This window comes from Pseudomonas sp. FSL R10-2189, assembly GCF_009600325.1.
Lineage (GTDB): Bacteria > Pseudomonadota > Gammaproteobacteria > Pseudomonadales > Pseudomonadaceae > Aquipseudomonas > Aquipseudomonas helleri.
Map to the genome: position 1 here is coordinate 341,442 of NZ_WIVZ01000001.1, position 23,553 is coordinate 364,994.

Consider the following 23,553-nt stretch of genomic DNA (forward strand, 5'->3'; position numbering starts at 1 on the left):
TCGGCGTATGCGTGCAACGCACACTCACCGCTGGTTCGCGTTAATGGCCATTCTGGGCTGGAGCGGGCTGGCGATTCAGCTCGACATGGTATTGATTGCCCGCTGGACATCCGGCGCAAGCCTGCTGGGTGGGCTGGTTAATTACTTCAGCTTTTTCACGGTGCTGAGCAATACCCTGACCGCCACTGTGCTGACCTACGCCGCTCTTACGCAGGACTCCAAGGGTCGGAGGTTTTTCTTGCAGCCGTGGGTCACCAGCGGGATTGCTGTGAGCATCATCGTGGTGGGCGCCGCCTACAGCTTGTTGCTGCGCAACCTTTGGCAACCGCAGGGGCTGCACTGGCTGGCCAATGAACTGTTGCACGATGTCATGCCCGTGCTGTTCAGCCTGTATTGGTGGTTTTGCGTGCCCAAAGGCTCATTGCGCCTGAGGCATATCGCGGTGTGGGCGTTGTACCCGATTGTGTACTTTGCCTATTTGCTGTGGCGCGGGCATACGCTGGGCATGTACCCGTACCCGTTTATTGATGTCAACAAACTGGGGTATGCGCAGACGTTTGTGAACGCGTTGGGGATTCTGGTGGGGTTTGTGGCGGTGGCGTTGCTGATGGTGGCGATTGACCGCTGGCGCGGCCGATCCTCTCTGTAGGAGCGAGCTTGTCTCGCGATCTTTTGATCGTTCAAAAGATCGCGAGACAAGGTAGGGTTTTACTCTTCCGGGCTGTCGTCCAGGCGCCAGTAACCGACGGCTTTAACGAATTCATCGTTCAGGCCGTGGGTGTCGAGCAAGACGCGGCGCACTTTGCGTGACAGTGCGCTTTCAGTCGCGACCCAGGTGTACAGGTCGCCTGCTGGAATCTTCAGGTGTTCGACGGTGCTCAGCAGGTCTTCAGTTGGCGCGTCGCGGTGCACCCAAATCACTTCAACCGACGCAGCGCTGTTCAGCGGCTGTTGCTCCTGGGCGTTTTCAATTTCAACCACCACCAGCGCACGGCGATTGGCCGGTAGCTCTTCGAGACGGCGGGCAATGGCCGGCAGGGCGGTTTCGTCGCCGATCAACAGGTAGCTGTCGAAAATATCCGGCACGATCATTGAGCCGCGTGGGCCGCCGATGTGCAGGAACTGGCCCGGTTGGGCTTGCGCGGCCCAGGTGGAGGCAGGGCCGTCGCCGTGCAAGACAAAATCCAGATCCAGTTCAAACGTGTCCAGGTCGTAGCGGCGCGGGGTGTAGTCGCGCATGGGCGGCATGACTTTGTTTTTGATCCCGCCGCTCAGTTCCACGTTCTCCAGAGCGCTTTGTTCTTCGGCGGTCTGCGGGAAAAACAGCTTTACGTGGTCGTCGCTGCCCAGGCTGGTAAAACCGGCCAGCTCGGGGCCGCCTACCGTGATGCGGCGCATGCGCGGGGTCAGGTCGACCACGCGCAGCACCTCTAACTTGCGACGTTTGATTTCATGCATGACGCGGTGAATGGTTTGGGGGTTAGCGGTATTCATTCAGCGTTCTCCTGCGCAGGCTGGGCAGTAACAGGGCCATCGACGATGGCTTTGGCGGTGTTGTTGAGCAAGTCGCGTACCCGGGCAATTTCTGCCGGGTTCCAGCGACCATGGTGCATCTGCAAGGCATGGCGCAGGTTGTGCACCGCCTCGTGAATTTCGGCAGGCCGGTCATGGCCGCGCAGCGAGCGCTTGCTGACGTCGATACGCATGCGCACACCGTCCAGCGCGATGGCTTGATCCAGCAGGGACTGGCGACCGGCGTCGGTCACGCTGTAGCGTTTTTTCCCGCCTGCGGCGTCGCCTTCAATCAGCTCGCTTTCTTCCAGAAAGGTCAGGGTCGGGTAGATCACGCCCGGGCTCGGGCTGTAGGCGCCATCGAACATGCCTTCGATCTGGCGGATCAGGTCGTAGCCATGGCAAGGCTGCTCGGCAACCAGGGCCAGCAGCAGTAATTTCAGATCGCCGGGGGCAAATACCCGCGGGCCTCGGCCGCCGCGTTGACCGGCACGTTTTTCAAAACCGTCTTGACCGACATTGTGTTCGCGGTGGTGGTGGGGGTGGTGATGCTCTCTCATTTTCTTCGTCCTCTGTGTGTGCGAAGTAACTTAAGATATATCTTAAGATTACGCAAATAGAATTGACGAACGGTAATTGTTCTCATCTTGCTAGGGGGTGGGCCAGATGAAAATGGGGCCGCTGCGCTGCCCATCGCAGCCTTCGGCAGCGGCTACAGGTTTTTACAGGCGCGCAAAGTGACGGGATAGAGCCCTTGCTCAGGGTAAATACGCCCTAGGTAGGGGAATGACTGTGCACCAACCCTGTGCAATACTCGCCGCCGATCTCAGTAGGGTATTTCCCTTTTGAACGTCCGACCCACGAGGTTAGAGGCCTTTGCAAGGGGAGTCTGGCAACCGGCCAAGCTCTTGGAACGCTCTAGTGATGCACATCCAATAACAATTATGAGGTTGTACTTTTATGCCAGTCGGCAACCACCAGCCCCACGGTGAAACCGCGCAGGGCGGCCCGCTCAAACGCGAACTGGGCGAACGCCATATCCGCTTGATGGCGCTTGGCGCCTGTATCGGCGTAGGCCTGTTCCTGGGCTCGGCCAAAGCGATCGAAATGGCCGGTCCGGCCATCATGCTGTCTTACATCCTGGGTGGCCTGGCCATTCTGGTGATCATGCGTGCATTGGGCGAAATGGCCGTGCACAACCCGGTAGCTGGCTCTTTCAGCCGCTACGCGCAAGACTACCTCGGCCCATTGGCGGGCTTTTTGACCGGCTGGAACTACTGGTTCTTGTGGCTGGTGACGTGCGTTGCCGAAATCACCGCCGTGGCGGTGTACATGGGCATCTGGTTTCCGGATGTCCCGCGCTGGATCTGGGCCCTCGCGGCACTGCTGAGCATGGGTTCGATCAACCTGATCGCGGTTAAAGCATTCGGTGAGTTCGAGTTCTGGTTTGCCTTGATCAAGATCGTCACCATCATCGCGATGGTGATCGGCGGCATCGGCATCATTGCCTTCGGTTTCGGCAATGACGGCGTAGCGCTGGGCATCTCCAACCTCTGGACCCAAGGCGGCTTTATGCCGAACGGGATTCAGGGCGTGCTGATGTCGTTGCAAATGGTGATGTTTGCCTACCTGGGCGTTGAAATGATCGGCCTGACCGCCGGTGAAGCCCGCAACCCGCAAAAGACCATCCCGAGCGCGATTGGCTCGGTGTTCTGGCGCATTCTGCTGTTCTACGTGGGCGCACTGTTCGTCATCCTGTCGATCTATCCGTGGAATGAAATCGGTACCCAAGGCAGCCCGTTCGTCATGACGTTCGAGCGCCTGGGCATCAAAACCGCAGCCGGCATTATTAACTTTGTGGTGATCACCGCAGCCTTGTCGTCTTGCAACGGCGGCATTTTCAGCACCGGGCGCATGCTTTACAGCCTGGCGCAAAACGGTCAGGCCCCGGCCAACTTCGCCACCACCTCGCAAAACGGCGTACCGCGCAACGCGCTGCTGCTGTCGATTGCCATGTTGCTGCTGGGCGTGGTGCTCAACTACCTGGCGCCGGAGAAGGTGTTTGTGTGGGTGACGGCGATTGCGACCTTTGGTGCGATCTGGACCTGGTTGATGATCTTGCTGGCGCAATTGCGTTTTCGCAAAAACCTCAGCCGTGAAGAGGCGGCCGCCCTCAAGTACCGCATGTGGCTGTACCCTTACAGCTCGTTTGCGGCGCTGGCTTTCCTGCTGATGGTGGTCGGGCTGATGGCCTACTTCGAAGAAACCCGCGTGGCCCTGTTTGTAGGCCCGGCGTTCCTGATCCTGCTGACGGTGTTGTTCTACGTGTTCAAACTGTCGCCAAAAGATCAGACCGCAGTGGCTTCTTCAGCTCATTAAGGTCTGCTTAAAACGCTGCCTGTAAAAGCGAGCACGCCTCGCGATCTTTTAAAGACCAAAAGATCGCGAGGCACACGTCATGCCTTAGGCGGCTGTCCCAGCCGTTTGTTCCAGTCCAGCCACTGGGCCAGCACGGCCATAAGGCCTACGCCCATCAGGGCGCTGAACACCTGCACAGCCCAGCCGTCGCCGCCCAGTGCATTGAACATGTCTGCCAGCGGGGCGAGGATCACGCCCAGGCAGAACACCTCCAGCGAATAACGACCCATGCGGCAGACTTGTCGGGCGAACCACTGGTTCAGCCATTGGCCGTGCGGCACGATTTTGGCCACCACGTACACCAAAGCCAAAAAGTGCAACAGACGCACAGGTGACAAGTTGGTCTTGCTGATGGGGTACACCCACTCGCCTAACACCACGGGCATGACCGCGTCGTGCAGGTGCGGCCATTTCCATGACACCGCTACCAGTCCGGTGACCAGCAGGTAAACCACCGCGCCCAGAAACAACGGCTGACGGCTTAACGGCCGATGATCCACCGCAGGGTTGTCCTGGCCATACAGCGCCAGCGCGCCGCCGAGAATAAACAGGAACTGCCAGGCAACCGGGTTGAAAAACCACACGCCGCCTTCTTGCGAGGCCATGTTCCAGTACGGCGCTATCAAGTACAGCGCCAGCGAAACACCCACCACGTAGCGCGCCTTGTGCAGCAGCATGGGCAGGACCAGCGGCAAGCCGATCAGCAGCACGATGTACAACGGCAGCGGGTCCATCAGGTTGGGCTTGAAGCGCAGCAGCAACTCATCGGTGAGTGCCTGCTGCGGGTTGCTCAAGAAGTACTGCAAACCCATTTCTTGCACCAGGTCACGGGTTTCAACGTGGCTGTTGGCAAAAAAGACGATGCCCATTAGCACCGCAAGCAAGAAGATATGCACCACATACAGCACCCAGGCGCGGCGCCAGATCTTCACACTGGCGATCAACAAGCCATCACGCCGGGCAATTTTGCCGTAGGCCAGCACGGCGGCATAACCGGCCAGAAAGACAAAAATTTCCGCCGCATCACTGAAACCGAAATTACGCACGGTCAGTTCAGCCAGCGGGTTGTGCGGGATGTGGTCCCAAAAAATAAAGATCAGCGCCAGCCCGCGAAAAAAGTCTATGCGGTGGTCGCGTCCGTTAATCATCACGGCAAATTCTCAAGCAGAAGGTAATAAAGTCTTACGCGATAAACAGAAGTTTCGCGCCGCACATCGGCGGCGCGCAGGGTGAAGCTATTGGGCGAGAAATGCAAAGTTCGGGTATTACTGATTGTCACTGAAGTTCGGATTTATTCGTCCTGGTTGACGGACAGTTGTTTTTTATCCAGTAGGGTTTGCGTGAGTTTGACCATCACTTCGTCGAGTTCAGCACGGGCCTTGAGTTGTAACGCGTAGTAGTCCTCATCGAGCATCGGCGCTTTGGTAAAAACCTTTTGCTCATCCACCCCCAGCGTTTGCGCTAAGGCTTTTAAGTCACTGGTCAGCGCTTTTAGAGCGTCGCTGTCGCCTTCGGCCTGCTTTTCGGTCCACTGTTCTTGCAGCTCCTGCAACTGATCGATGTCTTTGATGCGCTGTAGGTGCGGCTCACGCTCAGCTTCAATCTCTGCGCCGTAGTGCTCAGTCAGGTAATCCACCCAGGGCTCTTCCTCGAGCATTTTTTTCGGCAGGTAGCCGGGGATTTTCTCCTGGTTAATGACCAGGTTGAAGGCTTCTTCAATTTGCGCGGGAGTGATTTTCGCCAGGTTACGAAACTTCATATGGGCTGGCTGCCACGGCAATTCCAGGCGATCGCCGAGGTCAACTTGATAGATCAGTTGCACTTCGAGCGGGTCAGGTTTGAGTTCTGCGATCTGTCCCGGTGAGAGCCGAGCTTCCTCGCGCGCTGTGTTGTAGGCGCTGGTCTGGAGGTCGATTTGGGTTTGCGCGATGTCATCCAGTTGCAGCAGGCGTGTGCGCCCCTTGATCAACTTCAGCAGTTCGGTCTCTTTGGCGACGCCTTGCAGTAGACCGATCTCATGCAGCAGCACCTTGTAGCCAAATCGGCTGAATACCGTCTGGACGCGGTCAATGCAGGTTTGATGCTCAACCGCACCGCCAAAAAATTCGTGCCTGAGCGAAGTGTCTTCAGCGGCCGCCGCGATGACACGCCACACCCGTTGGGTTAGTTGTTCGCGTGCAAAGCGAAAGTCAGGCGATTCCGACAGGTCATGAATCACCCTGAAAAAATCCCGATTGCCGGGCTCGGCCTGCACGGCTGACCAGAGTTCGAGTTGGTCCAGGCGTTGCTCGGAATGCTGCGTGTTATCCAGCCAGACGTCTGCCGGATGTGGCTCAGCGCCTCGCGCATGCACGCGCGCTTCAAAGCGCAAGCCCAGTTGTTCTCGGTAAGCCAACACTGCTTCAAGCGTGGCGGCGGGCAGGGGGTTGCCATGAACATAGGTGCTGCGCAAGCGTTCTGGAGGCAACTGGAAATAACTCTGCGGTAAAGCTGTCAGGTTGTTCTCGCGAAGATCAAGATTCGTCAGTTCCTGCAGCGTTTCGAGGCCCGAGGGCCATGTGCTGAGGCGGGTGTTTCTGAGGTTCAGTTGCTGCAATTGATTCATGTGGGTGAAGTCGGGCACTTCACCCAGTGGGTTGTTGTTAAGGTCCAGCACGTTAAGTTGGGTCATTTCGCTGAGTTTGCCGGCCTCTTCAACGGACAGAGTAATGCTGTTGCCGCCCAGGTTCAGATGGGTCAATGAGTCCAGATCGAAAATGCTCGAAGGTATTTCAAGCAGATGCGTTGAACTCAATTTGAGCGAAGTCAGACCATGGAAACGCCTCAGAAACCCATTGAAACCGGGTTGCAGGTAAAAGTTGCTGAACTGCAGTTGTTTGACATGGCTGAAGTCTGCGGTGAGTTCGGGAAGTGCACCGAAGTGGATACCGTCAATGTCCAGCGTTACGTCTGACGGTATCTCGGTGCTGCCTCGGGGTCTGGTGATTCTGCGTTGCCAGCACTTGATCAGCTTGTTGATGACCCGTTGCTTGTCCATGGGATGAACCAAACGGACATGGTGGTGACTGACCTGAGCCAGCTCCGGCGGCTTGGCTTTCCAGTTTTCGAGGTCTCTGACCAGCGTTCTAAACTCTGTCTTCAAGGCCTCAAGGCGCTGCAGGCCTTCGCGACTGTAGAGGTCTTCAAGCCCCAAAAACTCTTCAACCGCCTCGGCTGTATGGGTTGGGTACAACTCGGTTATCAGGCTTCTGACTCGCCGCGGGTTTGATCTGAAACAGGCGAACGGTGAGCGGGCGCAGCGTGCAGTAGCCGGTTGAGGGAATGAATCGACGGGGCGTCCTTTTGCCCGTTGCATGGGTGAAGTGTCTTGACCACGGGGTATTCGTAGCACCTCCCGCAGGGCGTCGCGGCTCATGGGGGGGCGTTGCGCCAGCGCTGCCTTGAGGGCCGGGCCTTGTGCCGGATGGGGAAACCCCAGCGCTCGGCGCTGCGCATCGGGAAGGGCATGCATCACGCTGGCATAGAGGTCATCCAGGCCATGCAGGTTAAGATTGTTGGCGTCGTAGGTTTGATACTGGCTGCCCTCCTTGACCAGCACTTTACGGATCGGTGCATCGGCTGCACCCACATGGTCGAGCAACGGGCCTGAAAACTCGCCGTCACGCACTTCGATGCGCACGTCTTTCGACCAGCCCGGCATGTCCGCAAGGCTGTGCAAAAGTAGCTTTTGCGTGTCGGCATTGTTCAGGTATTCAAGGTAAAGGCCTTCAAAGGCACGGGTCAGGCGCAGCTCCTGGGCATAAATAGTGGCTTCCTCGGCAATGCGCACGGGCACCCGTATTTGCTTGTCGAGGACCTCAAACTCGGCTTGCGTGGCAGAGGCCAGCAACTCATCGACCACCGGGCCGGGGAGTGTGGGGAATCGCTTGAGTAATTGCCGGGCAGCAGGGGAGTCAGGCATAGGCGGTGATGTGTAGCGCGAGGCAAAGAGTTTGTCTGCGCGCTGTCTGGCTCGCTGGGTCAGGCGTGTGTGCAAAGCATTGGCCTTTTCCGCCAAGCTGCTGCCAATCTCACCCTGCTCAGTACTGAGCCCCACCAGCGCGGTCACTTCTTCGGGAGCCAGGGATTCGAGCACGACTTTCAACATCTCACCTCGGCGCAACTGGCTGTCGAGGACTTGGATGATGGGCAGTTTCCTGGTCGCGTTATTGCCGTACTCAGTGATGGTTTTTCCCTCGATATCGATAAAGCGCAAAGCTTTGGTGGGGGGCCACATATCCTTTTCAACCAGCAATTGGAGCTGAATCTGTGGATCGGCCGTTCGATCTCCCGCCTGCATCCGCTGGATAAAACGTTGCAAGTCCTGGTCGATGGCCAAGCGTGTGGTGCTGTCATTGAGCAGTGCCGGAGGCGGGCTTTGGTCGACGTGCACCTGACGCAGTTCAGCTTCGTCAACACCGCAGGCATGCAGCATCTGTTCAACCGTTTCACTGTCAACGGTGCTCAAGGTGGGGTGCAAGCGCCTGAACAAGGTATTTTCATCCCAGTCAGCATGCTCTTCTTCCGCGTGTTTCCAGGCGCCATGGTTGTTATGCGACAGTTCGGGCCCGTAGGTTGTGGGCTCTGTGGGATGGCGCAATCGATACGTCTGTTCGCCGGTTTTTTCGACGCTGTAGTGCTTGTCTTCCAGCTTCAGGTAATACCGGCTCATGTGGTAATACAGGCCCTTGGCGTCGGGTTTTAGCGCCGGTGGCAGGCTGATGTCATGTTCGAAGGGGGTGATATCGGGCTTCCAGAGCTTGGTTTGGCCCTCTTCCTGGGTAAAGACCGCCAGTTCTTCGATCAGCGGCACGGGTTTTACCGGCAACGGGCGGGCGAATTCAGAGGCTAATTTGCCAATGGCTGCGGCAGTGGCCAGATTGATCAGCACACCTTTGGTGTAGGCCCAGGCGAGGTCCTTGTCATCTTGCTCCCAGGCTTCAATGCCGTGGTAAACGTCGCCCATGATCTGCGCTGCAAAAACCACCGCCATGACTTCGCCCAGCCCCGGCACAAAGAATGCAGCGACGTTCAGCACATTCAGGCTGACGTCCAGGTAATGCTCTAGCCGATCCAGTAAGGCGATGCGATTGATGTCATCGGTCGGCACGGCCAGGAACCGTGTATCCGCCATCAATTGCTGGATCTTGCGGGTATACAAATGCTGGAAGAGATTACCGGAGACAGGCTGCTGGGTCATTCCCAACGGGTCTCTGCCGCCTTTTGTAAAACGGTTGTTAAAACGCTTGGTCAGTGCAAGTTTCTGTGATTGCGGGGCCAGGTGAATAAAGAACTCACGGTAAGTGGCATCTTGCAATTTAATCATTAAGTCGGCGTGGGCGGCTCTTAAGTTGTCGTACTCTTTCAGGCAACTGACCGGGTCGCCAGGGATATAAACAATACAACGCTGTTCTTGTTCAAGAGGGTCGCCATGAAAAAGGACCATGGATAAAAATTGCACTTCATCCAGTTTCATATAGTTACAACTTATGGGCAGAGTGCCAAATAAGGACCGTTCATCTCCCGCACCAAAACGCATCAAGGTGGCGTGGGTCTCGGGCTTGATATGTTTATTCATCAAGGCCACATCGGCTTGTAATAACAGCATGCTGCGCTCATGGTCGATAAAAGCAGAGGCGACCGCGAGTTTGTCTTGCGCGTGTGGCGGGCTGATTATGGCTGCCAGATGTTCCTGATAGCGTTTACCGATATCCAGTTCCCGGCATAAACGGGCGAAGGCAACGGGGTCAATCTCAAGCAGTTTTGGCGCCGGGTCGCTGGAGCGCGTGGATTTGTAATCCCAGAGATGTGAGCCTCTCGGTATGCCGCCAGTTTCAGCTTGCTCCGGCAAAAAATTGTGCAGGGCGGCTTGCAAGAGCGTCTGTGTGGCACGGCTTGTAATCTCCCCTGTGAAGGTATTGAGCGTCGTGAGGGTGATCACGTTTTTTCTGACATCACAGGCAATCCCGAACGCTTTTAACAAGGCGTCTTGCAACAGGGGTTCGGCAAAGGCCTCGACACTGCTGATGTTGTCCAGGTAATGGCGAAGATTGATCAGGTTAGTACGTGACAGTGCCTGATGTTCGCGAAGACCTTGTTGCTGTTCAGCACTCAGAAGGTTGTAACCGGACATCGGCGGATAGGCTTGGTTGTGCAGGGCTGGAATCAATGAAGCATGAAAGTTATTGATCGCTGATTGTGCTTTGGCTTTGATCAGGTCGTGATGAATACCCAGGTCTTTTAAATCAGGCGGTTTTAATGATGTGTGGGTTAACGGAGCAGTCGACATGAGTTATATCCGCAGTAGGGGAAGTCATGCCAGTCTAGAAACAATGCCGGGACTATTAATAGGTTAAATAACTGATGGTGCGGCCGGTCAGTTGAGCAAGTATTCAAGTGTTGTTGTTAACTATGTAATACCTTATTGCTCTACTGCTGTGTTGGACCTGTACCCGAACATTAAACTTTTGATGTTCGGGAACAGGCATCCGATCACGCAGCGGCGATCACGTCAGGTTCAAAACTGTCCGCTCGGGCCATTTGCCACATGCGTGAATAGAACTCGCCATTGGCCTCGCCGGTCAGCAGTTCGCCGGGCTTGAGGAACACGTGCAACTGCGAGAACAGCTTGATTTCTGTGCGCGAGATGCGTCGTACCAAATGCTTGGCGTTCAGTTGTGCCGGGTGCTCAAGGCCCGCCGCCGCAAGCATTTCGGCCAGCGCCTTAAGGGTGTTGGTGTGGAACTGGAACACCCGCTGAGCTTTATCGGGCACTACCAGGGCGCGCTGGCGCAGCGGGTCTTGGGTGGCAACGCCGGTCGGGCATTTGTTGGTGTGGCAGCTCTGTGACTGAATGCAGCCAATGGCGAACATAAAACCGCGTGCCGAGTTGGCCCAGTCGGCGCCAATGGCCAACACGCTGGCAATATCGTAGGCGCTGACGATTTTGCCGCTGGCACCGAGTTTGATCTTGTCGCGCAAGTTGAGGCCGACAAGGGTGTTGTGCACAAACAGCAGGCCCTCGCGCATCGGTGCACCCATGTGGTCGGTGAACTCCACGGGGGCGGCGCCAGTGCCGCCTTCCTTGCCGTCAATCACGATGAAGTCAGGCAGGATGCCGGTTTCGAGCATGGCTTTGCAGATCCCCATGAACTCCCACGGGTGGCCCAGGCAGAACTTGAAGCCCACCGGTTTACCGCCCGACAACTCACGCAGTTGCGCGATGAAGTGCATCATTTCAATGGGGGTTGAGAAAGCGCTGTGGCGTGACGGCGAGATGCAGTCTTCGCCCATGGGTACGCCACGGGTTTCGGCGATTTCCGGGGTGACCTTGTGCTTGGGCAAAATGCCGCCGTGGCCCGGCTTGGCGCCCTGGCTCATTTTGATTTCGATCATGCGTACTTGTGGAGTTTGCGCCTGGGCGGCAAAGCGCTCCGGGTCGAAGCGGCCATCCGAGGTGCGGCAGCCAAAGTAGCCGCTGCCCAGTTCCCAGGTCAGGTCGCCGCCGTTTTCACGGTGATAAGCGCTGATGCTGCCTTCGCCGGTGTCATGGGCAAAGTTGCCGAGTTTGGCGCCTTTGTTCAGGGCGCGAATCGCATTGGCGCTTAACGAGCCAAAGCTCATGGCCGAGATATTAAAAATCGAGGCTGAATACGGTTGGGTGCACTGCGGGCCGCCGATGGTGATGCGAAAGCTGTTGGGGTCGGTCAATGGCGCGGGGCGCATGGAGTGGCCGATAAATTCAAAGCCCGGTTCGTACACATCAATCAGCGTGCCGAACGGTTTGTCGGCCGTTTCATTCTTGGCCCGCGAATACACCAACGAGCGCTGCGCACGTGAAAAGGGCAGCGCGTCACTGTCGGACTCCAGCAGGTACTGACGGATCTCCGGGCGAATGGCTTCAACCAGATAACGAATATTGCCCAGAATCGGGTAGTTGCGACGCACCGCGTGGGGGCCCTGGAGCAAATCGAAAATACCCAGCAGGCTCAGGGCCAGCGTCACCGCAGTGAAGGGCCACAGCCATTCGTGATGCATAAAAGGAAGGCTGGCGAGGGTGAAAATGACACAGAAGGCAAAGAAGGCGTAACGGCTTAGTAACGACAGGCTCATACGGTTTTCCTTGGATTTGACGCTCAGGTCGGTCAGGCATTCTGCGCCTGTCGGTAAAGCCCGGACAAGGACTAAGGGCTCTGCGGCCGGGCTGAGGAGCTGTGAGCTTAGGTTGTCTGGGGCGCGCCCTGGTCCTTTTGAGCCTGCAAAAAGATCGAGAACAGCTCTGATTGCGACTTGATCCCCAGCTTGCGGTAGATGTGTTTTTTGTGAACTTTCACGGTTTCTACCGAGATATCCAGCTTGCGGGCGATCTCTTTGCTGGAGCAGCCGCTGAGCATCAAGCGGCCTACATCCAGTTCGCGGGCGGTCAGGTGTGTGCCCCATTCGTCGTTGAGCTCTGGCGGCTCTGGTGTATTCACCTGTTTGAGTTCGTACGGCAGACGCTGGCGCAGCAGGCTCAGTACCCAAGGCTGGATCAGCGACAACAGGGCGATCTGCTCGGGGTCAAAACGCTGGCGCGAGCCCAGTGACAGGCACAAGGTACGGCCGTCCGGCTGGTGGCTGTTGAACTGGATCTCATCGGCCACCACGTTCAGGCGAAAGTAGCGCTGGTAGTACTCGGTGAGTTCGAAATGCTCCGGGGCCACTTCGGCCAGGCGCAACAGGCCGGTGCGCGAGTGTTCGCGGCTGGCGATATAGAACGGGTCGAGCAGGTACAGGCCGTTGAGGTAATCCTGAAACAACTGGTCCGGGCTGCCGTCTTGCCCCGGGCACTCGGCAAATACCAGCGGTTTGTGCTCGCTGCTGAACAGCAGCACCACCCAACTGTCAAACGGCACATAGTGCTCCAGCAGGCGCACCAGTTGAGTCCAGAAGTTGGCCTGATCCAGAGTGTCTATCATTTGCCCGACTGAACGGTGCCAGGCGATGTCTTCAAGCGACATGGTCATCAATCTACCCCTATCGGGTTACCCCCGCCGCGTGATTCCCTGGCAGGTTGTGGCTAAGCATACTGCGGCAACGAGAACACTTATAAAAGAACGGGAATACCCATGAAGGTCGAATTTGCTCAATTGGCAGGCCGTGACAACGGCACCGCCTACAACCTTGAACGGGCCCTTGCGTCCATTGCAGCGTGCGCGGCCGACACACAGTTGATCGTGTTCCCGGAAACGCACCTGATGGGTTTCCCCTCTGCCGAAACAGTAGCAGCGGTTGCCGAACCGATCGACGGCCCGACTGTGCAGGCCATTATTCAGGCCGCCAAAGCGCGCAACATTGCCGTGGTCATCGGCATGGCCGAAAACGACGACGGCAAATTCTACAACACCACGCTGATGATCACCCCCGAAGGCGTGGCCTTGCGTTATCGCAAGACCCACCTGTGGGCCTCGGACCGTGGCGTATTCAACGCTGGCGATCGCTACAGCACTTGCGTGTGGAACGGCGTGCGCGTCGGCCTGCTGATCTGCTACGACATCGAGTTCCCGGAGAGCGCCCGTGCCCTGGCGCAACTGGGCACCGAACTGCTCATCGTCACCAACGGCAACATGGACCCGTACGGTCCGACGCACCGCACCTCAATCATGGCCCGCGCCCAGGAAAACCAGGCGTTCGCGCTGATGGTCAACCGGGTGGAAGAGGGCGATGGCGGGCTGCTGTTTGCGGGCGGCAGCGCCCTGGTGGACCCATTCGGCACACTGTTGTTTGAAGCAGGGCGTGAAGAAGGCCAATTCCGCGTAGAGCTGGATCTGGCGCAATTGAAAGCGGCGCGCAAGGACTACCGCTACCTGGACGACCAGCGCTTGAAATTACCGGGTGAGGTCATCGAGCGCGCTGACGGGACACGGGAGCTGTTGATCCCTGCGTAATTGGGACGCGGAGCGTCCAAGGCGACCTTCCTGCGCTGTGCGCGGGAAGGCTCGACCATAAAAAAAATCAGCTTCACCGACTTTCAGTTCTGCCATAAAACCAATAATCGCGCGGAGATTCACCCATGGCTCGTTTGCAACGCACCCTGTCGCTAGGGTCGGTGGTGCTGTTTGGCATCGCCTATATGACACCGATCATCGTCCTCGGCACGTTCGGCATTCTGGCGCAATCCACCGGCGGCATGGTGCCGGCCGCGTACCTGGCTGCCCTGGTGGCGATGTTCTTCACCGCCATGAGTTACGGGCGTATGGCTTCGGCCTTCCCGGTGGCCGGTTCCGCTTACACCTACGTGCGCAAGGCCATCAGCCCCAAGCTTGGCTTTATTGCCGGTTGGGCGGTGCTGCTCGACTACCTGTTCTTGCCAATGGCCATCTGGCTGATCGGCGCGGCGTACCTGCACTCGGCGTTCCCTTCGGTGCCTCAATGGCTCTGGGTCTTGGCCTTTATCGGTATCACCAGCCTGATCAACATCGTTGGCCTCAAGCTGGCCAATGGCGTCAACGCGTTGCTGATGCTGGTACAAGCATTGGTGCTGATCGCGTTTGTGGCGCTGTGTGTGCATTACATCGGTGGTGACGCCAGCAAGCCGTTGTGGACCATCGAACCGTTCTTCAATGGCCAGATGCAAATGCCGTTGATCATGAGCGGTGCGGCCATCGCCTGCTATTCGTTCCTGGGCTTTGATGCGGTGAGTACCCTCACTGAAGAAACCCGCGACGCACGTCGCACCATTCCACGGGCAATCATGCTGATCACCTTGATCGGCGGGCTGATCTTTGTTGGCGTGTCGTACTTCGTGCAGATCGCTCACCCGTCGTTCCAGTTCGCGGACGTCGACTCGGCGGCCTACGAGATCGCCCGCAATATTGGTGGCGACCTGTTTGTGTCGGTCTTCATGATTGGTTTGATCGTCGGCCAATTTGCTTCGGGCCTGTCGGCTCAGGCCAGTGGCTCGCGCCTGCTGTTTGCGATGGGCCGTGACGGTGTATTGCCCAAGTCGTTCTTCGGCACCCTGCACGCCAAATACGGCACGCCGGTGAACAGCATTCTGCTGTGTGCTGTGGTTGCCTTGCTGGCGCTCAAACTGGACGTGACCACCTCGACGTCGTTCATCAACTTCGGTGCTTTCCTGGCGTTCACCCTGGTGAACCTGTCGGTGATCTTCCACTACTGGATCGGCGGCAAAACCCGTGGCCTGCGTGAAGTTGTGCTGTTTCTGGTGTTCCCGACCATCGGCCTGCTGGCAGACCTGTGGTTGATGATCAGCCTTGACCACCTCGCCATCTACCTGGGCCTGACCTGGCTGGTGATTGGCTGTATTTACCTGGGCTTCCTGACTCGCGGCTTCTCCAAACAACCCCCGGAAATGGACTTCCAGGAAGCGTCCTGATAAACCTTGGGTCTAACCTTATTGCAATCGGTTCTCGTTTGGGTGTATTTGTTATGTTACTGTATAACACGTCAAAAACACCCAGACGCCCCGGAGGCTTTATGAGACCTGGTATCCATCCCGACTACCGCACCGTACTGTTTCACGACACCGCCGCTGACGTTTTCTTCCTGATTGGCTCCACGGTCGACACCGATCGCAGCCACACCCACAGCGACGGCAACACCTACCCATACGTGGCCCTTGACGTGTCCAGCGCTTCCCACCCGGTGTACACCGGCCAGCAGCGCAAGACCCAGTCCGAAGGCCGGATCGCCGGGTTCAACAAACGCTTCGCCACCTTTGGCTCAGGCAAAAAAGCCGAAGCGTAATCAGGCCAGCTGATTTACCTCAGGGCCGCTTCAGATAATGAGGCGGCCCTTTTTTATGGCTGCTATTTACGCGGACCGTCTGTCGCGGGTCGACTTTTCGTACATCGAGTGTTGGGGGATTAAGAGTACAGTGATTATTAACGAATAACGTTAAGCGTTAAATTATGATAAAAAGCTTCAGATGCGCAGACACCAGAATCTTTTTTGAGACCGGCCGAACCCGACGGTGGCTCGCAATAGCTTCGGTGGTTGAGCGAAAACTGACCATGCTGGACGCTGCCCTTGAACTCGCCGATTTGCGCTCGCCACCTGGAAACAGGTTAGAGCCACTGTATGGGGATAGAGAAGGCCAATACAGTATTCGAATCAACGGTCAGTATCGGATCTGTTTTTTTTGGGGCCCCAACGGCGCGGAAAATGTCGAAATTGTGGACTACCACTGAGGTGAATCATGTTTAAAAACGGCATGCGGCCCATACATCCCGGAGAGATTCTCAAAGAGGAGTATCTGGATCCGCTTGGCCTGACAGCCGCTGCACTGGCGCGAGCCTTACGGGTTTCTGCACCGACAGTGAATGAAATTGTATTGATGCGTCGTGGCATTAGCGCGGATGTGGCGTTGCGCTTGGCTATCGCCTTGGACACGTCGGCGCAATTTTGGCTGAATCTGCAAACAGCTTACGACCTGCGCACCGCTGAAATTGCAAAAGGGGCGCAGATTGAAAGAGAAGTCGAGAAAGTAGTCCATTGCGCCTGACGAAAAGAACACCGCAGTCAGTCAGTAGGCGGTTCAGTGTGTTGAATACAGCGCTCGACAATGCATCGGTTGTGGTCGACTTGAGACTCGTGTGATCCTTGCCGCCTTTATGTTCAAGGCGTCTTTTTTCATGTCCAAAACCATCCGTATTGCTGCTGCTTTATTGATCGAGCCCAATGGCCAGACCTTGCTCGTACGCAAGCGCGGTACTCAGGCTTTCATGCAGCCCGGTGGCAAGATTGATGCAGGCGAGCAGCCTGCCGAGGCCTTGGCCCGTGAGCTGCATGAGGAACTTGGCCTGATCATTGAGCCCACGGACGCCGTATACCTGGGTAACTTTTCGGCAGCCGCCGTCAACGAGCCGGGATATACCGTGGAGGCCGAGTTGTTCCAGGTCACTATCGACGAGCCGGTCACCCCGGCCGCCGAGATTGAAGAGGTGCGCTGGATTGATCCGGCAGCCGATGGCGATCTGATTCTGGCGCCCTTGACACGTGACCTGATCCTGCCGTTTTATCGCCAATCGCTGGCCTGATATCACACCCAAGGACTGCCCATGATTCCTGCTCATGATCTGCTGATTTTTGCTGCGGCCTGTTTGTTGATGGTGCTGACGCCAGGGCCGAACATGATTTACCTGATTTCACGTTCGATCTGTCAGGGGCGTAAAGCGGGGATCACCTCCCTGGTCGGCGTAGTGGCCGGTTTCTTCGTGCATATGTTTGCTGCGGCAGCGGGCCTGACAGCCGTGTTTCTGGCCGTGCCGATGGCGTATGAGGCGTTGAAATGGGCAGGCGCGCTGTACTTGTTGTGGATGGCCTGGCAAGCCTTGAAACCTGGGGCGCGCTCGCCGTTCGAAGCGCGTGACCTGGCGCCGGACTCAACGCCAAAGCTGATGCTGATGGGGTTTATGACCAGTGTGCTGAACCCCAAAGTGGCGATGTTTTACCTCTCGATATTCCCGCAATTCATCACCCCTGAGCATGGCTCGGTGTTTATCCAGAGCCTGGTGCTGGGCTTTACTCAAATCACTGTCAGCTTCAGCGTTAACCTGCTGATCGCCTTGTTTGCTTCCGGTATCGCCGTGTGGTTTGCGCGTAACCCCACGTGGTTGATCGCGCAACGTTTTGTGATGGGTTTTGTATTGGCGGGGCTGGCGATCAGGCTGCTGTTGGAACAACGTAAAACCGCATGATTGGGACCCACCGTAATGGCTATTGAACTGCTTGATCCCTCCTACGCCAAGGCTTATCGCCAGTTGATGCTGGAGGCGTACTCGCTGCACCCTGAGGCCTTTGTGTCCAGTATTGCTGACCGTGAAAAATTGCCGCTGAGCTGGTGGGAAGGGCAATTGGATGACGAGTTAAGCGCCCTGTTTGGTGCTTTTATTGACGCGCAACTGGTGGGCATTATCGGATTGGCGTTTGAGCCCTGGGAAGACGCGCAGCACAAAGCCACGTTGTTTGGCCTGTACGTACCCCACGCCTTTCGCGGGCAAGGGGTGGGCGAGCAACTGGTGCAGGCGGTGCTGTCGCTGGCCGAACAAGAACCTGATATCAAAGCGGTTGAACTGACCGTGAGTGCCAGCAGCACGGCGGCGCTGGCACTGTATCGGCGTTGTGGTTTTGAGCAATCGGGGCTGGAAGACAGTGCGATTCGGGTTGGCGACGACTATTATGACCGGGTGCATATGCGGCGTCTGACGACGCCCGAGGAATAAGGGCAGGAGCTGTGCTTTATTTCACTGCGCTTACGCCATCCAGCGTCGAGAACGACGTGTCTTTTGCGGTCAGCAAGAAGTCGCGCATGTAAGGCGCATCCAGCATATCGGTGCGCACAGCGGCATACAGCGTGGCGAACAAGCCTTTCTCACCCAGGCGCTTGGCCTGCACATAGCCCCGTGAGCTGTATTCATGCAGCGCCCAATGCGGCATCCCGCACACGCCTCGGCCACTGGCCACTAACTGCATCATCATCACCGTCAGCTCGGAGGTCCGCACGTGCGCCGGTTCAATATCCGCAGGCTCCAGAAAGCGAGTAAAGATGTCGAGGCGGTCACGCTCCACCGGATAGGTGATGAGGATTTCTGTGCTCAGGTCTTCCGGCACGATAAACGGCTTGCTGGCCAACGGATGTTGGTTGGCCACCGCTAACATGGCTTCGTAAGTAAACAGCGGCACGTAAGTCAGCCCGGCGATTTCTTGCGGGTCAGATGTCACCACCAGGTCCAGATCACCCCGCGCCAACGCAGGCAGAGGCGCGAAAGCAAAGCCCGACGCCAGGTCGAGTTCAACTTCAGGCCAGGCATCGCGGAACTGGTCGATGGTGGGCATCAGCCACTGGAAGCAACTGTGGCATTCAATCGCCATGTGCAAGCGCCCGGCGGTGCCGCCCACCAGCCGCGTGATATCGCGTTCAGCCGCACGCAGCAATGGCAGCATGGCGTCAGCCAGTTGCAGCAGGCGCAACCCGCCGCTGGTGAACCGCACGGGTTTGGTCTTGCGCACAAAGAGCGGCATGCCCATGCGCTCTTCCAATTCTTTGAATTGATGAGACAGCGCCGATTGAGTCAGGTGCAAGCGCTCGGCTGCTTCAACCAGGCTGTCGGACTCGCGTAAAGCGTGCAGGGTTTTGAGGTGACGAATTTCCAGCACGGTGACTCCATGAGTAAACTTGATGATCAACACGAAAGCGTTGAGTTTGTCTCATGTTGCCGTGGGTGTCGATGGTTGAACTGGCTACCCTGTAGGAGCGAGCTTGTCTCGCGATCTTTCAAAAATTAAAAGATCGCGAGGTCATGCGCTTACCTGGCAATCTTGTCGACATGTATATCGAGTTTTTTCAGGCGATACCAAAAGCTGCGCTCGGAGATACCAATCAGTTGAGCAGCCGCCGCCTGAACGCCTTGGGCCTGTTGCAAGGCGGCCAGGATGTAGGCCTTTTCAACCTCGGCCAGAGCGGCTTCCAGGTCCGGTGGTACGCTGACTTCTGGCGTCATCAGGGTGCTGCTCTGCAAAGGTTGGGCACTGAACAGGTAAGGCGGTAAATCACTGTCTTCGATTGTGCTGCTCTGGGCCACGATGGTGGCGCGTTCAACGCAGTTTTGCAGTTCGCGAATGTTCCCCGGCCAGTTGTATTGCGTCATTGCCTGCAAGGCGCTCGGGCTAAAACCGGTGATTCGTTTACCTGCGGTAGCGCCCAGGTTGTGGGCAAAGTGCCGCGCCAGCGGGCCGATGTCTTCAATGCGTTCGCGCAAGGCGGGCAGCGGGATCGGGAAGACATTCAGGCGGTAGTACAAGTCTTCGCGAAACTCTTTGTTGGCCACGGCTTCCAGCAGGTTTTTGTTGGTCGCGGCAATCACCCGCACGTCCACTTTACGTTCTCGCGGGTCGCCTACGGGTTCAATCACCCGTTCTTGCAACGCGCGTAAAATTTTGGCCTGCAAGGCCAGCGGCATGTCGCCTACTTCATCGAGAAACAACGTGCCTTTGTCGGCCTGCATAAAGCGCCCGACGCGATCGGCCACCGCGCCCGTAAAAGCGCCTTTGCGATGGCCAAACATCTCGCTTTCCAACAGCCCTTCTGGAATGGCTGCACAGTTGACCGCAACAAAGGGCTTGTCTGCCCGGCTGCCATGCCGGTGGATGGCGCGGGCGACCATTTCTTTGCCGGTGCCGCTTTCGCCGGTCAGCAAGATGGTGGCGCTGCTGTCGCGCACCGAGTCGATGGCCTGCAGGACACGACGAAAACTCGGGCTTTCACCCACCAGGCTGTCTATGTGCTGGTGTTCATCGAGTTCGGCGCGCATGCGCGCGTTATCACGCACGATGTCGCGAAATTGAAGGGCTTTGCTGACAGTGATGTCGAGCTCGTCGATGTCGAAGGGTTTGGCGATGTAGTCGTAGGCACCGTTACGCATCGATTGCACGGCGTTTTTCACCGTGCTGTAGGCGGTCATCACGATCACCGGCAATTGCGGGTAGCGCACTTTGACTTCGGCCAGTAACTGCGGGCCGTCCATGCCGGGCATTCGCCAGTCGCTGATCACCAGGTCTATGTCTTCCTGCTCAAGAATGGCCAGGGCTTGCAGGCCGTTGCCAGCGGTAAACACGTGAACATCGTTCTGGGTGAGCGCCGAGCTGAGCAGGTCACAGAGTTTGGGCTCATCGTCGACTACCAGTACGTTATGGCTCATGACTCATCCCCTCCGTGGGCCGGAATATACAAGTTGAAAGTGGTGCCTGCGTCTTTCTCGCTGAGGCATTCAACGCGGCCGTCATGGTTTTCCAGGATCGAAAAGACTTTGGGCAAGCCCAAGCCGGTGCCCGAGGCTTTGGTGGTAACAAATGGGGTGAAAATGCGTTCGATCATGTCAGCTTCAATACCTTGGCCTGTATCGATAATGCTCAACACGGTATCGCCGTTGTCGTCCTGCGCAATGCGCAAGGTCAGGTAGCCACCGTCAGGCATGGCGTCGATGGCATTGATGATCAAATTCAGGCACGCCTGTTTCAACTGCCGGGCGTCGGCATACAGGGTCGCACCGGGGGCCTGATCGTCGATCTGGGCCTCGATGCTGTGGCTCTTCAGCTCGGGCTCGCAGAAGCCCAGGATGTCTTCGACCAATGGCCGCGCCAGTTGCTGCGAGCGCACAGGGGCGCTGGGTTTGGCGAAGTCGAGGAACTCGGTGATCAGTTCGTTGATGCGTGTGACTTCACTGACCACGTACTCCAGATGGCGTTTGTCGGTCTCGCCCAGGTCGGCCCGGCGGTGCAGCAACTGGGTGGCGGTTTTAATGATGCCCAGCGGGTTGCGGATCTCGTGTGCCAGGCCCATGGCCACTTCGCCCAGGGCATGCAGGCGGTCGCGCCGACGCAGTTGGCCTTCGAGGTGTTGTAATTCGCCCAGGCGCGCAGTCATGTGGTTGAAGGTGCTGCTCAACTCGGCCAGTTCATCGTGCCCCGACACCGCGACGCGCTGGTTGTAATCCCCCGCTGTCACTGCGCGCACGCCTTCGGACAAGGCGCGCAGCGGCCGCGTCAGGCGCTCAGACACCAGCCAGCCGACGGTCAGTGACAGCAGCGAACCGAGCAGAAAAATCAGCGCAAACAGGTTGGTCTGATTGACCAGCCCGACGAGGCTGGAATGGCGCAGCAGGCCGCTGTAAATCACGCCTTGCAACTCGCCGTTGTCGTTAAGGATGGGCCAGTACAGACCGCTGTAGCGGCTGGTGAATTGTTCGCTGGGCAGCTTGGTCTCGCGCAGGGTTTTCTCGATGCTGTGAGAGAGCGTGGGCTTGTGTTCATCAAAGTGCTGGCTGGAGAAAATCTCGGCAAAGCCATTGGCATTGGACAGGTACAGGCGCAGGTCGAGGGAGTGCACATCGGCCACGCTGGTCAGGAAGCTGCTGTCCATGAAGGTCGCCACCAGCAATTGGAAGTCCTCGCCGTCTTGAGCGGTAGGAAACGTCGACACCACGGTGCCGGTCGGCACGCCGCCGACATTGATGGTCTGCAAGACGGCGTTGGGGGCCAGGCTGATCTGGTCGACGATGTTGTCGCTGGCGGTGCTGAACACCACTTTATGGTCGCTGGTGCGAATCAGTGCCACTACATCAATGCCCATCGCGTCGGCAATGTCGGCGGTGAGTTTGTCGTGGCGAATGGCTTTGTTGGAGGACGGCGGGTGGGTGTATTGCTGGAACAGCTTGGCGACGCGGGCGTTGTCCTGAAGGATCTCGCTGATTTCGTCTTTGACGATTTTGGTCGATTCCTGCAGCCAGACCCGCACGTTGCTGTCGAAAATCTGCGACAGCGTGGTGGCGGCCAGTTCTGCGGCGATCATGGTTGGCACAACGCTGACCAGCCAAAACGCCAGGACCAATTTGCGCTGCACCGTCCAGCGCGACACCTTGAAGGGCTGGGGTTTGCGCGAAGATTCAGGCGTGATGGGCATTATGTCTCGCTTATCGCGGCAGCCAGAGCAGGGTCGTGGCGGTCTGGGCGGATGAACAGTTTGACCAGTTTGAGCACGCCATTGATCAAGCGGTTGCGATGACGGAAGAACAGGGTGTTGTTCTGAAACGTGCAACCCAGGCGAATCTTGCTGGCATAGCCTGCCTGACCACATTCGTATAAGGCAATGTTGTTGCGAATACAGTAGTCGACATTCACTACCCAACTCCTGAAATACAAGTTGTACTCGCGGCTGAGTGTCAGGTCATGACCAAAAAACTTGTCGATCAACCGATGCTCGTCGATCAGCACCAGGTTGAAGGCGACCAGGTGGTCGTCGACCCAATACAACACGCACAGCGCCCGGTCACCCAATTGCTCGAGAATACCGGTGAAATAGGCAGGCGGTAAGCGTTCAAATTGCAAATCACTGCGTTCGAGGGTGGCTTCGTACAAGCGCATGACCTCGGGCAAGACGTCGTCGATATTGTTGCGCCATTCCACCCGCGGTTCTGGCGCCCGCAGCTTGCGGCGCATGTCTTTGCGCGTCGATTTACCCAGAGAGCCAAGGTAGCTGTCGACCGAGCCATAGGGCACCGGGAGCATGGCGCTGGGCAGGCTGGGCATGGATTGAAAACCCGCCGCCTTGCAGCTGTGCGCCCAGTCATTGTCGTGGCTGGGCACGTCTTTCACGGCAATCAGGCCGATGCCCAGTTGGGCGGCGTCGCTGTGGGCCAGCTTAAGGAGTTGGGCGAGCAGGGCGGGGCGTTCGGAGGCGGCAATGTGGCTGGCTGTGCCCGCGCTGCATTGTTCTGTCACCGGCGAGCCGATGGCATACAAGTGTAAGTGCATCAACCCGGGCATCACGCGATTCAATTGCTCGGTAAAGCGTTTACCGATGCCTTGAACCGTGGTGTCGAGCCGATAGCGGGTGGTGAATGCGGTGGCCGCTGCAATCAAGGTCGAGCCTTCGAACAGCGTCAGGTAACGCCATTCGAAGCCCTCGATGCCGGCTTTTTCGACCGCCATGATGTAGTCCCAATCCTCCAGAGCACCTGGGAAACAGTCATTCCAGGCCTCGCGCTCGATGGCCTGGAGTGATGAAAAGGCGTGGGCAGTAATCAT

20 protein-coding genes are annotated in these 23,553 nt (G+C 57.4%); 10 read left to right on the plus strand and 10 right to left on the minus strand.

Translation table 11 applies throughout. The features are described 5' to 3' along the window. The first annotated feature begins 7 nt into the window (after positions 1–7). Positions 8–649, plus strand: coding sequence for a Pr6Pr family membrane protein (locus GHO32_RS01550; protein ID WP_153333717.1), 642 nt, complete (start codon positions 8–10; stop codon positions 647–649). Positions 650–708: 59 nt separating this feature from the next. On the opposite strand, the gene GHO32_RS01555 is transcribed toward GHO32_RS01550, so the two are convergent. Continuing rightward, positions 709–1,494 carry a siderophore-interacting protein gene (locus tag GHO32_RS01555; RefSeq protein WP_153333719.1) on the minus strand — a complete coding sequence of 262 codons (786 nt, stop codon included), beginning with the start codon at positions 1,492–1,494 and terminating at the stop codon, positions 709–711. After that, entirely contained in the window at positions 1,491–2,072 is a 582-nt protein-coding gene (locus GHO32_RS01560; protein ID WP_153333721.1) for a PadR family transcriptional regulator, read from the minus strand. The genes GHO32_RS01555 and GHO32_RS01560 overlap by 4 nt, the downstream gene beginning before the upstream one ends. Positions 2,073–2,472: 400 nt before the next feature. On the opposite strand from GHO32_RS01560, the gene GHO32_RS01565 reads away from it, so the two are divergent. Then, positions 2,473–3,891 (plus strand): amino acid permease, encoded by a 1,419-nt coding sequence (locus GHO32_RS01565; protein WP_048367014.1) that lies wholly within the window; start codon positions 2,473–2,475, stop codon positions 3,889–3,891. 77 nt (positions 3,892–3,968) lie between these two features. On the opposite strand, the gene GHO32_RS01570 is transcribed toward GHO32_RS01565, so the two are convergent. The 4 genes from GHO32_RS01570 to GHO32_RS01585 all read right to left on the minus strand — a co-directional run bounded on the left by GHO32_RS01570 (position 3,969) and on the right by GHO32_RS01585 (position 12,974). Next, on the minus strand, positions 3,969–5,078 hold the full coding sequence (locus GHO32_RS01570) for an OpgC family protein (protein ID WP_153333817.1): 1,110 nt from the start codon (positions 5,076–5,078) through the stop codon (positions 3,969–3,971). A gap of 143 nt (positions 5,079–5,221) precedes the next feature. After that, positions 5,222–10,258, minus strand: a complete 5,037-nt coding sequence (locus tag GHO32_RS01575; RefSeq protein ID WP_153333723.1) for a dermonecrotic toxin domain-containing protein — start codon at positions 10,256–10,258, stop codon at positions 5,222–5,224. Between the two features lie 203 nt (positions 10,259–10,461). Then, a complete protein-coding gene (locus GHO32_RS01580; RefSeq protein WP_153337854.1) occupies positions 10,462–12,081 on the minus strand; it encodes an FMN-binding glutamate synthase family protein in 1,620 nt (539 codons plus the stop codon). Between the two features lie 107 nt (positions 12,082–12,188). Continuing rightward, entirely contained in the window at positions 12,189–12,974 is a 786-nt protein-coding gene (locus GHO32_RS01585; protein WP_153333727.1) for a helix-turn-helix transcriptional regulator, read from the minus strand. Between the two features lie 102 nt (positions 12,975–13,076). Here GHO32_RS01585 and GHO32_RS01590 point away from each other — a divergent pair, with 102 nt between their 5' ends. The 8 genes from GHO32_RS01590 (at position 13,077) to GHO32_RS01625 (ending at position 18,194) form a co-directional block, all read left to right on the plus strand. After that, complete coding sequence (locus tag GHO32_RS01590) at positions 13,077–13,895, plus strand: carbon-nitrogen hydrolase family protein (RefSeq protein WP_153333729.1); 819 nt, start codon at positions 13,077–13,079, stop codon at positions 13,893–13,895. 125 nt (positions 13,896–14,020) lie between these two features. Beyond that, positions 14,021–15,346, plus strand: coding sequence for an APC family permease (locus GHO32_RS01595; RefSeq protein WP_153333730.1), 1,326 nt, complete (start codon positions 14,021–14,023; stop codon positions 15,344–15,346). A gap of 101 nt (positions 15,347–15,447) precedes the next feature. Further along, positions 15,448–15,717, plus strand: coding sequence for a type B 50S ribosomal protein L31 (locus GHO32_RS01600; protein WP_048367004.1), 270 nt, complete (start codon positions 15,448–15,450; stop codon positions 15,715–15,717). 164 nt (positions 15,718–15,881) lie between these two features. Beyond that, positions 15,882–16,160 (plus strand): type II toxin-antitoxin system RelE/ParE family toxin, encoded by a 279-nt coding sequence (locus GHO32_RS01605; protein ID WP_153333732.1) that lies wholly within the window; start codon positions 15,882–15,884, stop codon positions 16,158–16,160. 8 nt (positions 16,161–16,168) lie between these two features. Next, positions 16,169–16,474, plus strand: a complete 306-nt coding sequence (locus tag GHO32_RS01610) for a HigA family addiction module antitoxin (protein ID WP_048367001.1) — start codon at positions 16,169–16,171, stop codon at positions 16,472–16,474. A gap of 130 nt (positions 16,475–16,604) precedes the next feature. Next, positions 16,605–17,009: an NUDIX domain-containing protein gene (locus GHO32_RS01615; protein ID WP_123751477.1), complete on the plus strand. Its 405-nt coding sequence runs from the start codon at positions 16,605–16,607 to the stop codon at positions 17,007–17,009. A 21-nt stretch (positions 17,010–17,030) separates the two neighbouring features. Then, complete coding sequence (locus tag GHO32_RS01620; RefSeq protein ID WP_153333734.1) at positions 17,031–17,669, plus strand: LysE family translocator; 639 nt, start codon at positions 17,031–17,033, stop codon at positions 17,667–17,669. 15 nt (positions 17,670–17,684) lie between these two features. Then, a complete protein-coding gene (locus tag GHO32_RS01625; RefSeq protein WP_153333736.1) occupies positions 17,685–18,194 on the plus strand; it encodes a GNAT family N-acetyltransferase in 510 nt (169 codons plus the stop codon). A gap of 16 nt (positions 18,195–18,210) precedes the next feature. Here GHO32_RS01625 and metR read toward each other — a convergent pair whose 3' ends face one another. From metR to GHO32_RS01645, 4 genes are all read right to left on the minus strand, one after another. Continuing rightward, positions 18,211–19,128 carry a transcriptional regulator MetR gene (gene metR / locus GHO32_RS01630; RefSeq protein WP_048385979.1) on the minus strand — a complete coding sequence of 306 codons (918 nt, stop codon included), beginning with the start codon at positions 19,126–19,128 and terminating at the stop codon, positions 18,211–18,213. A 149-nt stretch (positions 19,129–19,277) separates the two neighbouring features. Next, on the minus strand, positions 19,278–20,669 hold the full coding sequence (locus GHO32_RS01635; protein WP_153333738.1) for a sigma-54 dependent transcriptional regulator: 1,392 nt from the start codon (positions 20,667–20,669) through the stop codon (positions 19,278–19,280). Then, positions 20,666–22,429 carry a HAMP domain-containing sensor histidine kinase gene (locus GHO32_RS01640; protein WP_153337852.1) on the minus strand — a complete coding sequence of 588 codons (1,764 nt, stop codon included), beginning with the start codon at positions 22,427–22,429 and terminating at the stop codon, positions 20,666–20,668. Before GHO32_RS01640 ends, GHO32_RS01635 begins: the two co-directional genes overlap by 4 nt. Continuing rightward, positions 22,429–23,553 carry a GNAT family N-acetyltransferase gene (locus tag GHO32_RS01645; protein ID WP_153333742.1) on the minus strand — a complete coding sequence of 375 codons (1,125 nt, stop codon included), beginning with the start codon at positions 23,551–23,553 and terminating at the stop codon, positions 22,429–22,431. The genes GHO32_RS01640 and GHO32_RS01645 overlap by 1 nt, the downstream gene beginning before the upstream one ends.

Coding starts and splice junctions, on each gene's coding strand:
- GHO32_RS01550 (WP_153333717.1), top strand. CDS start 8: ATGCGTGCAACGCACACTCACCGCTGGTTCGCGTTAATGGCCATTCTG.
- GHO32_RS01555 (WP_153333719.1), bottom strand. CDS start 1,494: ATGAATACCGCTAACCCCCAAACCATTCACCGCGTCATGCATGAAATC.
- GHO32_RS01560 (WP_153333721.1), bottom strand. CDS start 2,072: ATGAGAGAGCATCACCACCCCCACCACCACCGCGAACACAATGTCGGT.
- GHO32_RS01565 (WP_048367014.1), top strand. CDS start 2,473: ATGCCAGTCGGCAACCACCAGCCCCACGGTGAAACCGCGCAGGGCGGC.
- GHO32_RS01570 (WP_153333817.1), bottom strand. CDS start 5,078: ATGATTAACGGACGCGACCACCGCATAGACTTTTTTCGCGGGCTGGCG.
- GHO32_RS01575 (WP_153333723.1), bottom strand. CDS start 10,258: ATGTCGACTGCTCCGTTAACCCACACATCATTAAAACCGCCTGATTTA.
- GHO32_RS01580 (WP_153337854.1), bottom strand. CDS start 12,081: ATGAGCCTGTCGTTACTAAGCCGTTACGCCTTCTTTGCCTTCTGTGTC.
- GHO32_RS01585 (WP_153333727.1), bottom strand. CDS start 12,974: ATGACCATGTCGCTTGAAGACATCGCCTGGCACCGTTCAGTCGGGCAA.
- GHO32_RS01590 (WP_153333729.1), top strand. CDS start 13,077: ATGAAGGTCGAATTTGCTCAATTGGCAGGCCGTGACAACGGCACCGCC.
- GHO32_RS01595 (WP_153333730.1), top strand. CDS start 14,021: ATGGCTCGTTTGCAACGCACCCTGTCGCTAGGGTCGGTGGTGCTGTTT.
- GHO32_RS01600 (WP_048367004.1), top strand. CDS start 15,448: ATGAGACCTGGTATCCATCCCGACTACCGCACCGTACTGTTTCACGAC.
- GHO32_RS01605 (WP_153333732.1), top strand. CDS start 15,882: ATGATAAAAAGCTTCAGATGCGCAGACACCAGAATCTTTTTTGAGACC.
- GHO32_RS01610 (WP_048367001.1), top strand. CDS start 16,169: ATGTTTAAAAACGGCATGCGGCCCATACATCCCGGAGAGATTCTCAAA.
- GHO32_RS01615 (WP_123751477.1), top strand. CDS start 16,605: ATGTCCAAAACCATCCGTATTGCTGCTGCTTTATTGATCGAGCCCAAT.
- GHO32_RS01620 (WP_153333734.1), top strand. CDS start 17,031: ATGATTCCTGCTCATGATCTGCTGATTTTTGCTGCGGCCTGTTTGTTG.
- GHO32_RS01625 (WP_153333736.1), top strand. CDS start 17,685: ATGGCTATTGAACTGCTTGATCCCTCCTACGCCAAGGCTTATCGCCAG.
- GHO32_RS01635 (WP_153333738.1), bottom strand. CDS start 20,669: ATGAGCCATAACGTACTGGTAGTCGACGATGAGCCCAAACTCTGTGAC.
- GHO32_RS01640 (WP_153337852.1), bottom strand. CDS start 22,429: ATGCCCATCACGCCTGAATCTTCGCGCAAACCCCAGCCCTTCAAGGTG.
- GHO32_RS01645 (WP_153333742.1), bottom strand. CDS start 23,553: ATGATTACTGCCCACGCCTTTTCATCACTCCAGGCCATCGAGCGCGAG.